Source organism: Gordonia alkanivorans NBRC 16433 (assembly GCF_000225505.1).
Classification (GTDB): domain Bacteria; phylum Actinomycetota; class Actinomycetes; order Mycobacteriales; family Mycobacteriaceae; genus Gordonia; species Gordonia alkanivorans.
Genome location: NZ_BACI01000046.1, coordinates 16,134 through 29,823, shown reverse-complemented (window position 1 = coordinate 29,823; position 13,690 = coordinate 16,134). Strand labels below are relative to the sequence as shown.

At 68.0% G+C, this 13,690-nt stretch carries 13 protein-coding genes; 5 read left to right on the top strand and 8 right to left on the bottom strand.

What is annotated here, in order from left to right:
- Window positions 1-39: 39 nt before the first annotated feature.
- Entirely contained in the window at window positions 40-1,152 is a 1,113-nt protein-coding gene (locus GOALK_RS06905) for an acyl-CoA dehydrogenase family protein (protein WP_006358088.1), read from the bottom strand.
- Window positions 1,153-1,200: 48 nt separating this feature from the next.
- Complete coding sequence (locus tag GOALK_RS06900) at window positions 1,201-2,394, bottom strand: acyl-CoA dehydrogenase family protein (protein WP_006358087.1); 1,194 nt, start codon at window positions 2,392-2,394, stop codon at window positions 1,201-1,203.
- A 124-nt stretch (window positions 2,395-2,518) separates the two neighbouring features.
- On the opposite strand from GOALK_RS06900, the gene GOALK_RS06895 reads away from it, so the two are divergent.
- Window positions 2,519-3,205, top strand: coding sequence for a TetR/AcrR family transcriptional regulator (locus GOALK_RS06895; protein WP_006358086.1), 687 nt, complete (start codon window positions 2,519-2,521; stop codon window positions 3,203-3,205).
- 13 nt (window positions 3,206-3,218) lie between these two features.
- Here GOALK_RS06895 and GOALK_RS06890 read toward each other — a convergent pair whose 3' ends face one another.
- Entirely contained in the window at window positions 3,219-4,475 is a 1,257-nt protein-coding gene (locus tag GOALK_RS06890) for an MFS transporter (protein WP_006358085.1), read from the bottom strand.
- Window positions 4,476-4,565: 90 nt separating this feature from the next.
- Between GOALK_RS06890 and GOALK_RS06885 the strand changes: the two genes are divergently transcribed.
- The gene (locus GOALK_RS06885) at window positions 4,566-5,189 is read left to right on the top strand and encodes a TetR/AcrR family transcriptional regulator (protein WP_035754924.1); all 624 of its coding nucleotides are present in this window, start codon (window positions 4,566-4,568) and stop codon (window positions 5,187-5,189) included.
- A 9-nt stretch (window positions 5,190-5,198) separates the two neighbouring features.
- Entirely contained in the window at window positions 5,199-6,611 is a 1,413-nt protein-coding gene (locus GOALK_RS06880; RefSeq protein WP_006358083.1) for an amidase, read from the top strand.
- Between the two features lie 97 nt (window positions 6,612-6,708).
- On the opposite strand, the gene GOALK_RS06875 is transcribed toward GOALK_RS06880, so the two are convergent.
- From GOALK_RS06875 to GOALK_RS06855, 5 genes are all read right to left on the bottom strand, one after another.
- On the bottom strand, window positions 6,709-8,352 hold the full coding sequence (locus GOALK_RS06875) for a monocarboxylic acid transporter (protein ID WP_006358082.1): 1,644 nt from the start codon (window positions 8,350-8,352) through the stop codon (window positions 6,709-6,711).
- Entirely contained in the window at window positions 8,349-8,708 is a 360-nt protein-coding gene (locus GOALK_RS06870) for a DUF485 domain-containing protein (protein ID WP_035754919.1), read from the bottom strand. Before GOALK_RS06870 ends, GOALK_RS06875 begins: the two co-directional genes overlap by 4 nt.
- Before the next feature lie 170 nt (window positions 8,709-8,878).
- Window positions 8,879-10,618 (bottom strand): sodium/solute symporter, encoded by a 1,740-nt coding sequence (locus GOALK_RS06865; RefSeq protein WP_006358080.1) that lies wholly within the window; start codon window positions 10,616-10,618, stop codon window positions 8,879-8,881.
- Complete coding sequence (locus tag GOALK_RS06860; protein WP_006358079.1) at window positions 10,615-11,004, bottom strand: hypothetical protein; 390 nt, start codon at window positions 11,002-11,004, stop codon at window positions 10,615-10,617. The genes GOALK_RS06865 and GOALK_RS06860 overlap by 4 nt, the downstream gene beginning before the upstream one ends.
- Window positions 10,997-11,815 (bottom strand): LytR/AlgR family response regulator transcription factor, encoded by an 819-nt coding sequence (locus tag GOALK_RS06855; protein WP_006358078.1) that lies wholly within the window; start codon window positions 11,813-11,815, stop codon window positions 10,997-10,999. Before GOALK_RS06855 ends, GOALK_RS06860 begins: the two co-directional genes overlap by 8 nt.
- A gap of 260 nt (window positions 11,816-12,075) precedes the next feature.
- Here GOALK_RS06855 and GOALK_RS06850 point away from each other — a divergent pair, with 260 nt between their 5' ends.
- Together GOALK_RS06850 and GOALK_RS06845 are read left to right on the top strand one after the other, a co-directional pair.
- Window positions 12,076-12,693 (top strand): DUF47 domain-containing protein, encoded by a 618-nt coding sequence (locus tag GOALK_RS06850; protein WP_006358077.1) that lies wholly within the window; start codon window positions 12,076-12,078, stop codon window positions 12,691-12,693.
- A 7-nt stretch (window positions 12,694-12,700) separates the two neighbouring features.
- A complete protein-coding gene (locus tag GOALK_RS06845) occupies window positions 12,701-13,687 on the top strand; it encodes an inorganic phosphate transporter (protein ID WP_006358076.1) in 987 nt (328 codons plus the stop codon).
- Window positions 13,688-13,690: the final 3 nt, after the last annotated feature.

Below are 13,690 nucleotides of genomic sequence, written 5' to 3'. Positions count from 1 at the left end.
GTGCGAGCCGAAGCGCACCTCAGGGAGGGAGAAGAAGTGTCAGCCGACGCTGAGCATGTCGTAGGACGCCAGGTCCTTCGACAGCTTGGTGACGTGGGCGTCCGCGTCGCCGAGGGTGTGGCTGATCGCGGTCAGGCGACTCACGTAGTGCGCGATCGGGTACTCGGCGGTCATGCCGATGCCGCCGTGCATCTGGATGGCCTCCTGGCCGATGAGGCGTGCCGAGCGAACGGTCTGCAGCTTCACCCGCGACGCGATGGCCGCGTCGGCGATACCGTCGGCGAGGGCGGTCGTCGCGTACAGCACCAGGCTCCGGGCGAGCTCGAGCTGGACGTACATGTCCGCGGCGCGGTGGGTGAGCGCCTGGAAGGTGGCCAGCGGAACACCGAACTGCTTGCGCGACTTGAGGTATTCGACGGTCAGCTCGAGGCTGCGCTCCATGGCGCCGAGGGCTTCGGCGCACAGTGCGGTCTGGATGCCGATCTCCGCGTTGGCGATGAGCTCCGACGCGTCACCGCTGCCGAGGCGGGTGGCCTGGGCGTCGTTGAACGTGAACTCGGCGCCGCGTCGACGATCGTGCGTGCGGTACGCGGTGCGGGTGACGCCCTCGGCGTCGGCGTCGATGAGGAACAGGCCCACCTCGTCGCCGACACGTGCCGAGACGATCAGCTTGTGTGCGGAATCGCCGTGTCCGACAAGGGTCTTGGTGCCGTTGAGCACGCCCTCGGCAGTGGCGGTGGTGGACACCGCGGCCACCGGCCAGCGGTCGCCGGGCTCGTTGTGGGCGAAGGCCATCAGCAGCTCACCGGAGGCGAGGCCGCCGCGCAGCTCGGCGCGGGTCGCGTCGTCGGCGGCGTCGAGCAGCGAGCCGGGGACGAGCACCGAGTCCAGGTACGGCTCGGGGGCCAGGGCGCGACCGAGTTCGGTCATCACGCTGGTGAACTCGACCGGTCCGGCGTCCATGCCGCCCTCGGACTCGGGGAAGGTCAGGCCGAGGATGCCGATCTCCGCGAGCGACTTCCACACCTTCTCGCTCCAACCGAGATCGGTGTCGGTCACCTTGCGGAGGGTCTCCACGTCGTAGGTCTTGGTGAGGACCTCGCGCACGGTGTCGCGCAACATCCCCTGTTCTTCGGAAAGCTCGAAATCCATTGTTGTCCTTGGTCTGTGAAGTCGAAGTGAGGTCAGAGGGGTCGGCGGTCAGAGACCGAGGACCGCCTTGTCGATGATCTGGCGCTGGACCTCGGAGGAACCGCCGTAGATCGAGACCTTGCGGTAGTTCAGGTAGGTCGGGGCGGCGAGCTGGGCCCACTCGGGAGCGGTGACCGCTGCGCTGCCGTTCGCGGCGTCGACGTCGACCTCGGCGACCGGGAGCGAGTCCGGTCCGGCGATGTCGGCGATGAGTTCCATCGCGGCCTGCTGCAGCTGGCTTCCCTTGAGCTTCAGCAACGACGACGCCGGGTTGGGCTTGCCGTCGGCCGACGACGCGGCGACGCGCAGCTGGGTGATCTCCAGGGCGAGCAGCTCGTTCTCCAGTTCGGCCAGGCGGGTGGCGAACAGCGGATCGTCGAGCAGGGTGCCGTTGGCGGTCCGGGTCTCCTTGGCGAGCTCCTTGGCGCGCGCCAGCTTCGACTTGGTGTAGCCGACGCGGGCGATGCCGTTGCGCTCGTTGCCGAGCAGGAACTTGGCCTGCGTCCAGCCGCTGTTCTCCTCGCCGACCATGTTCTCGACGGGCACGCGGACGTCGTTGAAGAAGACCTCGTTGACCTCGTAGCTGCCGTCGATGAGCTGGATCGGGCGCAGCTCGATGCCCGGGGTGTCCATCGGGATCAGGAACATGCTGATGCCGGCCTGCTTCTTGACGTCCGGGTTGGTGCGGGCGAGCAGGAAGATCCAGTCGGCGTACTGGCCCAGCGTGGTCCAGGTCTTCTGGCCGTTGATGACGTAGTGGTCACCGTCGAGGACCGCGCGGGTCTTGAGCGAGGCGAGGTCGGAGCCGGCCTCGGGCTCGGAGAAGCCCTGGCACCACCAGATGTCGAGGTTGGCGGTCTTGGGCAGGAACTTCTCCTTCATCTCCTGCGACCCGAACTGGGCGATGACCGGACCGATCATGCTGACGTTGAACGGCAGCGGGTCGGGGACGAACGCCAGGCTCATCTCCTCGCGGTAGATGTGGTGCTGGATCGGCGTCCAGTCCTTGCCGCCCCACTCGATCGGCCAGCTCGGCGTCAGGATGCCGTGCTCGTTGAGGACGCGGGATGCCGTGACGATGTCGTCGGGGTAGTTGAGGCTGCCCTCTTCGTTCCGCTTGCGGAGGTCCTCGGGGACCTTCGCGAAGATGCCGCGCAGTTCCTCGCGGAACGCCTCTTCCTCCGGACTGAACTTCAGGTGCATGGGTTCTTCTCTACTCCTGTCGGGGGTTGCCGGGTGTTCGGCGACACCAATCACGGACCGTCTGCCTGGGAAGACCTGGAAGACCGACCGCTGACTAAGCGCTTGCTTAGTGATAAGTTGCACTATGCCGCGCATCAAGGGCGGTGTCAATCGGCTGGAGAAGGCGCGAGGTCGCCGAGCGAACGAGGGGGTGAACGTGGTCTCGTCGACCGAACCGACGACCCGGATACAACCGGTCGCGGCCCGAGAGCGGTTGCTGCTGGCCGCTGCCGAGGCGTTCGCGGCGAAGGGCTTCAACGCCACGACGACCCGGGACATCGCCAACGGCGCGCAGATGAGTTCGGCGGCGGTCTACGTGCACTTCCGGTCCAAGGAGGAGCTCCTCTTCGAGCTCTCCGAGGCGGGGCACCGGATCATCCTGGGCATGATCGACGAGGTCGACGACCCGGCGGTGGCGCCCGCCGAACGCCTGGCAACGGTCGTCGGCGCGTTCACCGAGCACCACGCGCGCGAGCACGTACGCGCCCGCGTCGTGAACTACGAGTTGGGGTCGCTGGCGCCCGATCACCTCGAGACGGTCATGGAGTTGCGGCGGGAGATCACCCGCCGGGTGCGGGCGATCGTCGATGCGGGAATCGAGAACGGCGACTTCGACGTCGCCGATTCCCAGGCCACCACCAACGCGATGCTGTCGATGGGCATCGACGTCGCGCGCTGGTACCGCGCCGAGAACTCTCTCCCGCCCGAGGAGATGGGGAAGTTCTACGCGGAGCTGGCCACCCGGATGGTGGGGCTGCGGGACCGGGGCTGACCCCGGCGTCCGTTCAGGATTCGCCGACCGCAATCGGTTCCGGCGCGTCTTCCGTTGCAGTGGCGGCCACCTCGGCCCTGGTCGCGGTACGCCGCATGACGACCGCGAGTGCCGCGCCGAACAGTGCGACGGCGAGGACGTAGCCGACGTACCCGATGACCGTCGCGCGAAGTCCGATGTGGGACACGACTATTCCGGCTATCACCGCCGGCACGCTGAACGCGAGGTAGCTGGCGACGAACACCGAGGAGAAGACCTGTCCGCGTTGGGCGGGAGGCGTCGCGGCGGTGATGTTGTCCATGGCGCTGAGGAAGGTCGCCGCCCATCCGGAGCCGGCCACGAGCGAGCCGAGGATGTAGAGCGGCAGGACCTCGGTCATGACGCCGGACAGCGAGATCAGCACGCCGATCGCGAGGGTCGGGTAGCCGTAGGCCTGTTTCACCGTCGCCGGCCGTCCCGTGATGAACAAGGAGGTGACCGTCGCGCTGGCGAAGAAGGTGAAGAGGATGAGCCCGGCCTCGCCGTGATTGGTGACCCCGAAGACGCGTGCGACGACGGAGGAACCGAGCGACAGGTACAGCCCGCCGAGGGACCAGGTGGCCACCAGGGTGGGGGCCGACGCGAAGAACACGGGGCGGACCTCGCGGGGCACCCGAACCTGGGGTGCGAGGGTCGTGGCCAGGTGCCGGCGTGAGGTGAAGGCCACGCGCTCGCGGGTCTCGGGGACCACGAGGAGTGCGATGAGCAGCGCCGCGAACAGGCCGAGGATGACCTCGTAGACCAGGATTCGGGGCGCGGGTGCGTACTCGACGAGCAATCCGGCGACGCCGACGCCGGTGGCGAGGCCGAAGGCCGGGGCGGCGCCGATGATCGTCGAGCCGAGTCGTGCGGTGGGCTGGAGGTCGACGGTGGTCGCGGTGAGGGTGCCCATGGCGGCGCCGGTGGCGAGGCCCTGCAGCGCGCGGGCGGCGAGCAACGTACCCACGTCCTGGGCCACGACGAAGAGCACCATGCTGGCGATCAGCAGGACGAGCGCGACCGCGAGCACGGGACGTCGGCCGATGTGGTCGGACAGCGACCCCACCGTCAGCAGGCTCACCAACATCGTGACCACGTAGACGGCGAAGACCAGGGTCAGGGTGAGCGACGAGAAACCCCAGAGCTCCTGGTAGATCGGATACAGCGGCGACGGGGCGGCGGAGGCGAAGAGCACCATCACGTACGTGGCCGCGATCAGCCAGAACGCACGGTGGGGATGTAGTGGCGCCATGTCGTCTCCTTAACGCAAATGCGTTTGCATTTAAAACGACGATAGGCGCGGATGCCTTCCAAAAGCAATTGGATTTGCAATAATGGCCGCATGGCTATGGGAAATGCAGCGTCGCGGGCGGACGCAGCGATGGCACCTCGCGCGACGCGGCCAGGCGGTAGGAGCGCGCGCGTGCAGTCGGCGGTCTATGCCGCGGTCGGGCAGCTGGTCGGCGCGGGCCAGCGCGACACGATGACCATCCCGGAGGTCGCCGACCTCGCCGGCGTCAATCCGACCAGCATCTACCGCAGGTGGGGCTCGATCGACGCGCTCCTGGGGGAGGTGGCGGTCGCCGCACTGACGCAGGGCGAACCGTTGCCCGATACGGGTGTGCTCCGCGACGACATCGCGGAGTGGGCGAGCGTGATCGCCGCCGACGTCGGCCGGCCGAAGCGTCGGGCGTACCTGCGTGCGATGGTCGCAGCGCGCGACGACGTCGTCGAGGCGTGTCCGTGCTGGGAGGTCCGCCGCGAGCAGGCGGAGGAGATGATCGCGCGGGCCTCCGAGCGCGGCGAGGCGACGCCGTCGGTGCGCCAGCTCCTCGACCACGTGATCGCACCGCTCTACCACCATGCGGTCTTCGGTCTCGCCGTCGACGACGCCTACGTCGCCGAGCTGGTCGACGATGTTGTCGCGATGCTCGGAGCGGCCCCGGGGTCCGCCGGAGGGCGATAGGGTCCGGGCATGAAGAAGGTTCACGCGTTCACAGACGACGCACTCGGTGATCTCGACGCCGTCGGCATCGCCGACGCCATCGCCGCCCGGGAGATCTCGGCCGCCGAGGCGGTCGAAGCGGCTCTCGCCCGGATCGACGCGGTCAATCCGCAGCTGAACGCGATCGCCTTCGACGACCGCGAGCGAGCTCGCAAGCGCGCCGTCGACAGCGACTTTCCGGCCGGGTCGTTCGTCGGGGTGCCGTCGATCATCAAGAACAACACCGATTTCGCAGGGCTGCCCACGTGCCACGGGTCCGCTGCGGTCGCGCCGAACCCGGCGTCGGCGAACGAGGCGTTCACCAACCAGTTCCTGGCGACCGGGGTCAACCTCGTCGGGGCGTCGAACATGCCGGCCTTCGGGCTGACCGCGACGACCGAATACGTCGACCGGGAGCCGACCCGCAATCCGTGGGACACCGACTTCTCCGCCGGCGGCTCCTCGGGTGGTTCCGCCGCGCTCGTGGCGGCGGGTGCACTGCCGATCGCCCATGCCAACGACGGTGGCGGATCGATCCGAATCCCCGCTGCCGCATGTGGTCTGGTGGGGCTGAAGCCGAGCCGGGGCCGTACCGCGCCGGCGAAGCAGACCGAGGATGCGCCGATCGACCTGGTGTGCAACGGGATCGTGAGCCGATCGGTGCGGGACACGGCACGGTTCCTCGACGACTCGCAGGGTTTCCGGCCCGGCCCCGGCCTGCCGCCGGTCGGTCTGGTGGAGGGGCCGGGGGAGAAGCGGCTGCGGATCGCGCTGATCACCGAACCGATCACCGGGCAGCTGCTCGACAGCGACACCCAACGGTGCGTCACCGATGTCGCCGAGCTCGTCGAGTCGCTCGGCCACCGAACAGAGATGGTGCCGCTGCCGGTCGACCGCGTCTACATCCGGCAGTTCATCGACTACTGGTCGTTGCTGGCCTTCGCGCTGGACCGCACCGGTAAGCGACTGCACGACAAGGGTTTCGATCGCAAGCAGTTGGACTCGTTCACCCGTGGGCTGTCGCGCAACGCCTTGCGACACTTCTATCGCATGCCGTCGTCGATCCGCGGTCTCCGACGCTCCACCGCAGCGTTCCGATCGCTGCACGAGCAATTCGACGTGATCTTGTCGCCGACCCTCGCGCACCTCCCGCCGGAGATCGGCTACCTCGACCCGGGTATCGATTTCGGTGAGGCTATGGACCGTCTGACGCGCTATGTCGCGTTCACGCCCGCGAACAACACGTCGGGTACCCCGGCGATCAGTCTGCCGCTGGGACAGTCGAAGTCGGGGCTGCCCGTCGGCATCCAGCTCTCCGCCGACCTCGGCGACGAGCGCACCCTGCTGGAGCTCGCGTTCGAACTCGAAGCCGCCCGGCCGTTCGCGCGGATTCAGGACGCCTGACCGGCGATTCCCGCGCTGACAAACCCACCACTGATCGGCAAACCCGCCACCTCGCAGGGTGACGGGTTTGCCGAAAAGGGGTGGGTGTGCGAAAAGGCTAGTGCTGCACGGCCTTCTCCGCGCCGATTCCGGTGAGGGAGCGAACCTCCATCTCCGCGTTGCGTTCCGGGGTCCCGACGTCGCTCGGCGAGGTCAGGGTGCCGACGATGCCGAGGACGAAGGCCAGCGGGATCGACACGATGCCCGGATTGGCCAGCGGGAACCAGGCGAAGTCGGCGCCGGGGATCATCGCGGTCGACGAGCCGGACACGGCCGGCGAGAAGACGATCAGCAGGATCGTGGAGATCAGGCCGCCGTACATGCTCCACAGGGCGCCGCGGGTGTTGAAGCGCTTCCAGTAGAGCGAGTACACGATCGTCGGCAGGTTCGCCGCCGCGGCGATGGCGAAGGCCAGGGCCACCAGGAAGGCGATGTTCTGACCGTTGGCCAGGATGCCGAGCACGATGCCGAGCACGCCGAGCACGACGACGGTGTAGCGCGAAACGCGGACCTGGTCGTCCTCACTCACCTTGTTGCGCTTGATGACCGACGCGTAGATGTCGTGGGCGAACGATGCCGACGCGGTGATCGCCAGGCCGGCGACGACGGCGAGGATCGTGGCGAAGGCCACCGCCGAGATGATGCCGAGCAGCACCACACCGCCGATCTCGAACGCCAGCAGCGGTGCCGCCGCATTCTGTCCGCCTGCTGCGGCGAGGATCTTGTCCGGTCCGACCAGCGCGGCCGCGCCGTAACCCAGGATCAGGGTGAACAGGTAGAAGGCGCCGATGAGCGCAATCGCCCAGACCACCGACTTACGAGCCTCTTTCGCGGTCGGCACGGTGTAGAAGCGCATCAGCACGTGCGGCAGGCCCGCGGTGCCGAGGACCAGGGCGATGGCCAGCGAGAGGAAGTTGATCTTGGACTCGAGCGAACCGCCGTACTGGGCGCCGGGTGCGAGAACGTCACGCGAGGCAACCTTTTCGCTGCCCGAGCTGCTGATGGCGTCCTGGGCGGCACCGAGGATCGACGACAGGTTCATGCCGAACTTGGCGAGCACGATGAAGGTCATGATCGCCGCGCCGCTGATGAGCAGCACCGCCTTGATGATCTGCACCCAGGTGGTGCCCTTCATGCCGCCGATGAGCACGTAGACGATCATCAGCGCGCCGACGACGGCGATCACGATCGACTGGCCGACACGACCCTCGATGTCGAGGAGCAGGGCGACGAGGCCACCGGCACCGGCCATCTGGGCCAGGAGGTAGAACAGCGAGACCGCGAGGGTCGAGATGGCCGCCGCGAGACGGACCGGTCGCTGCTTCAGGCGGAAGCTGAGGACGTCGGCCATCGTGAACTTGCCGGTGTTGCGCAGCAATTCGGCGACGAGCAGCAGCGCGACGAGCCAGGCGACGAGGAAGCCGATGGAGTAGAGGAAGCCGTCATAGCCGTAGACCGCGATGGCGCCGGCGATGCCGAGGAAGCTGGCCGCCGACAGGTAGTCACCGGCGATGGCGATGCCGTTCTGCGGGCCGGAGAAGCCGCGGCCGCCGGTGAAGAAGTCCGCGGCCGAGTTGTTGTTCTTGCTGGCCCGGATGACGATGTACATCGTGACCGCCACGAACGCGGCGAAGATCGCGATGTTGGCGACCGGGCTGCCGACGGTGGCGGCGAGCGTGGTGGTGTGGACGGAGGTGTTCACAGTGACGGGCCGCCTTCCATCTCGTTGCGGAGGGCCTCGGCACGCGGGTCGAGTTCGCGGTTCGCGAAGCGTACGTACAGGCCGGTGATGACGAATGTGGTCACGAACTGCAGCAGTCCGAGGATCAGACCGAGGTTGATGTTGCCCCACACCTGGATCGCCATGAAGTCATGCGCGAAGGCGCCGAGCAGCACGTAGATCGCGTACCAGATCAGGAAGAACGCGGTCATCGGGAAGATGAACTTGCGCAGGCGCGCCTTCAGTTCCTGGAACTGAGGGCTGTTCTGCATCTCGATGAACTGCTCACCCGCCGGCGTATGCGGTGGTGCCGCTGCTGGTTGGTCGATGTTCGACACGCTGTCCTCCAAGTCGATGGGGGCCACGGCGGTGGAGGCCGCTGTGATGGCACTTCGGAGAACAGCCTGATTGAGGCGCAGATCACACCGCAACTGGTGTCGTGGGTCACACGCCGAAGGTTGTGCACTGTGCGACGGACGGTCGATCAGATCCGACGAACGGTGAACGGTCAGCCGCCGGGAAGCCGGTCGACGCCCATCCCGACGCGTTCGGGGACGTGCATCCGCGCGAAAGTGCGGGCGAGATCGCCGGGCAAGCGTCGTCGGGTCGCGAGGCTGACCAGCACCATCGTGCCGAAGGCGAGTGGCACGGTGACCGCGCCCGGATAGCCGACCAGCGCGGCCGGCCAGCCGCCCAGGGCGTCGTCGTCGATCACCCCGGCGATCGCGAGCGAGGTGGCTGAACCCGACGACACCCCGCCGACGATCAGCCCGGCGATCGCACCGGTCGACGTCAGGCCACGCCACCAGATGCCGAGGACGAGCAGCGGACACAGCGTCGACGCGGCGACAGCGAACACCAGCCCGACGGTGCGCGACAGTTCCAGTGAGCCCGCCGCGAGCGAGAGCGCGATCGGGATGGCGCCGCCGATGATCGCGGCGATGCGGAAGTCGCGGACGCGCCCGCGGAAGACGTCCGTCGCCAGCGCGCCGGCCACCGACACAAGCAGGCCCGACGACGTGGCGAGGAAGGCCGCGATCGCACCGGCCGCGACCAGCGCGGCGAGGATCTGCCCGGCCAGGCCACCGATGGCGGCGCTCGGGAGGAGGAGGACAGCTGCGTCGGACGTCCCGGTGATCAGCAGTTCGGGCACGTAGAGACGAGCGAACACCCCGAGCAGGACGGGGAACAGATAGAACAGCGACAGCAGCGCGATCGCGGCGAGCGCCGTTCGACGGGCCGTGCGGCCGTCCGGGTTGGTGTAGAAGCGCACGAGGACGTGCGGCAGGCCCATCACGCCGAGGAACGTGGCGAGGATCAGGGAGAGCACCTGGAACAGCGGGTGGCGACCGCCGAGACCGCCGCCGGGCGCCACCCAGTCCGACCCGTCGACCGGGGCTCCCGCCACGACCGGGGTGGCCGCGCCGGCGTCGAGGAAGATGACGGAATCGGCTGAGATGACATGACCGCCGGGGGATGGGATCGGAGCATCGACCACCGGCGAGCCGTCGAGCGTGCCGGTGACGCGCACCCCCTTGGTCTCGGCGACGGTGACCGAGACGTCGGTGGTGACGTCGACGGTGGTGGCGGTCGTGACCCGCGGCGGTGCGGGCTCGCCGACGTTCGCCGGGTCGTTCGCGAACACCCCGATCAGCACGAGGGTGGGGATCGCGATGGCGGTCAGCTTGAGCCAGTACTGGAATGCCTGCACGAACGTGATCGACCGCATCCCGCCGCCGACGACGTTCACGATCACGATGAGGCCGACGCCGACCGCCCCGGTCCAGACGGGTGCGCCGAGCAGGATGTTGAGAGTGAGTCCCGCACCCTGGAACTGGGGGATGAGGTACAGCACGCAGACGACGACCACGACCACCATCGCGGTCTTGCGCACGGCGGTCGAGGAGAGCCGGAACTCGGCGAAGTCGGGCACGGTGTAGGCGCCCGAACGACGCAGCGGTGCAGCGACGAACAACAGCAGACCGAGGTAGCCGGCCGTGAAACCGACCGGGTACCAGAGGGCGTCGGCGCCGTACTTCGCGACAAGCCCGGCGACACCGAGAAACGACGCCGCGGACAGGTATTCACCCGACACGGCGGCGGCATTCCACCGCGACCCGACGGCACGCGAGGCCACCAGGAAATCCGACGTCGTTCGGGAGAATCGGCCGCCCCAGGCCCCGACCGCGATCGTGGCGACCGCGGCGGCGAACAACGCCACGGCGGTCAGCATGTCGACGCCGCTCACGTCCGGCCCGGATCGCCGGGATCGTCGTCGACGAGACTCATGAAGTCGCGCTCGGCGTGCTCGGCCAGCCGCACGTACAGCAGTCCCGTCAGATACAGCACCGGATAGGCGAGGAGTCCGAGGACGAGCCAGGTGATCCGGATGCCGAAGAGGGTCGTCTCGGCCACGCTCGGGACCAGCACGGCGAGCAGAGGTATCGCCACCACGACGACGAGCAGGCTCCCGCCGAGGCGCAACGCCAACCCGAGCTGAGCCCGCATCAGACCGCGCACCAGCGCGTCACCGACCTCGGTCTGTTCCTGGACCTCTACGCGCGTGCGCACCATCCGGGCGCCACGCCGTGAGGCGAGGACGACCCGTTCGCGCTGCGGCGGATTCTCAGACATCGCCGCGACCGGCGGGGGAACGATACTGGCGCAACGGGTCCCGGATGAGCCGGTCCTTCAGGTCGCGGACCTGACGCCGGCTGACCGGCAGCTCCACCGCTTCCGACGCCCCGTTCGCGCGCACACTGACAACGGTCCCGCTCCCGGTGGTCCGCAGGCCGGTCACCATGGGCAGGGCCACCAGGTAGGAACGGTGAACTCGGGCGAAACCCTTGTCCTGCCAACGTGATTCGAGGGTCGACAATGGGATGCGGACGAGGTGCGCGCCGGACTCGGCGTGGAGTCGGGCGTAGTCGCCCACGGCCTCGACCCACGAGATCGAGTCACGCCGGACCAACGAGGTCACACCGCTCATCTCGACCGGGATCACGTCGTCGGAGGCGGCTCGTGGCGCACCCGATGGCGCCGGGGGAGGAGTGCTCGCGGCGGGTTTGGCGCGGGCGTCGAGGCTGGCGCGGACCCGTCCGAGCGCCTGGGCGAGGCGCACCTCGCGGAGTGGCTTGAGCAGATAGTCCACGGCGCCGACCTCGAAGGCGTCGACCGCCTTGTCCTCGTGCGCGGTGACGAACACGATCGCGGGAGGCTGTGCGTACCTGGCGAGGACGCCGGCCAACTCGAGTCCGGACAGGCCCGGCATGTTGATGTCGAGGAAGATCGCGTCGACCCGGCGGGAGTTGAGTTCACGGAGTGCGCCGGTCGCATCCGTCGCGTCATGTACCTCGGCGACCTCGTCCTGCCGGTCCAGGAGGTAGCGGAGTTCGTCGAGAGCAGGGGGTTCGTCGTCGACGGCGAGCACCACCAGCCCGGACATCCATCTCCTCCCGACTGCTGCGCTGATGCGCGACGGCGGACACGAGGATCGTACCGCGTGGGCCGCGTCACACAGCAGATCCGGCCGCCCCGTCCGCCTGCTGATTCTCTGATTCCGGAAAAAGTCCGGTCAGGTGGGTGTGCCCGTCGGCTGCCTCGATACCCTGTCCACGGCCATCCCGACGTCAGACGGACTCACCGAGGAAGTCGCTGCACAGCGTCGCCTCGATGCGTTGGACGCAAGATAGGAAGAAAGTCACTGTGTTCTCCCGGTTCAAACCCAAGAACGATCTCTTCTACGGGTTGTTCACGTCCTCGGCCCAGTGCCTGGCGGATGGGACCAAGACCCTCACCGGCCTGCTGGAGCCCGAACCGGACTTCGAGGGGATCGCGCGCCGGATGGTCGACCTCGAACACGACTGCGACCGCATCACCCACGAGATGTTCCGCACGGTCAACTCGAGCTTCATCACGCCGTTCGACCGCTCCGACATCTACGTCCTCGGTTCGAGCCTGGACGACGTCATGGACCACATCGAGGCCGCGACCCACCTCATGGCCCTCTACGGAGTCACCGAGCTCCCGCAACACCTGCGCGAGATGATCGAGATCCTCGACACCTCGGCGAGCGTGACCGCCGACGCGATGCCGCGACTCGCCGGAATGAAGGACCTCGAGCGGTACTGGATCGAGATCAACGCGCTCGAGAACCGCGCCGACCACACCTACCGGACCTTCCTGGCCTACCTGTTCGACGGACACCTCGACGCGCTGACCGTGATGAAGCTCAAGGACGTGGCCGACGAGCTCGAGGACGCCGCCGATTCCTTCGAGAAGGTCGCCAACATCGTCGAGACCATCGTCCTCAAGGAGTCGTGACACACCCGTGTTCGCACTTCTCGTGGTGATCGGTCTTGCCATGGCCTTCACGTTCACCAACGGTTTCCACGACTCTGCCAACGCGATCGCGACCTCGGTGTCGACCCGCGCCCTGACGCTGCGCGCGGCGCTGGCGATGGCCGCCGTCGGCAACCTGATCGGCTCCTTCTTCGGTGCCAAGGTGGCCAGCACCGTCGGCTCGGGGATCATCGACCTCAAAGCGGGACCCGACGCGCTGATGCTCGTCGGCTGCGCCCTCATCGGTGCCATCACCTGGAACCTCATCACCTGGTGGTTCGGCCTGCCGTCGTCGTCCTCGCACGCGCTGATCGGCGGCATGGTGGGCGCGGCCATGGTCGCGGGGGTCACCGTGCTCTGGGCCGGCGTCGTGGAGAAGATCCTGCTGCCGATGGTGCTGTCGCCGCTTGCCGGCTTCGCGCTGGGCGCCGCGGCGATGCTCGCGATCATGTGGCTTTTCCGCAACGCCTCGCCGGCGATCACCGGCCGGCGATTCCGGCACGCACAGACCGTGTCGGCCGCGATGATGGCGTTCGGCCACGGCATGCAGGACGCGGCCAAGACGATGGGCATCGTGGTTCTCGCACTCGTCGTCGCCGGATACCAGGACGACTACTCGATTCCGCTGTGGTGTTTCCTGCTCACCGCCGTGGTCCTGGCCATCGGTACCGCCACCGGCGGCATGCGGATCATGCGCACCCTCGGCCGCAAGATCATCGAACTCGACCCGCCGCAGGGCTTCGCCGCCGAGGCCACCGCCGCCTCGGTGCTCTACGTCGCCTCGGCCGGCCTGGGTGCACCCATCTCGACCACCCACGTGATCTCCTCGGCGATCATGGGCGTGGGGTCGACCAAGCGCACCAGCGCCGTGCGGTGGGGCACCGCGGGCAACATGGCCGCCGCCTGGGTGACCACCTTCCCTGCGGCCGCCGCTTTCGCCGCCGCCACGTTCCTGCTCGCGAAGATGGTCTTCTAGCTC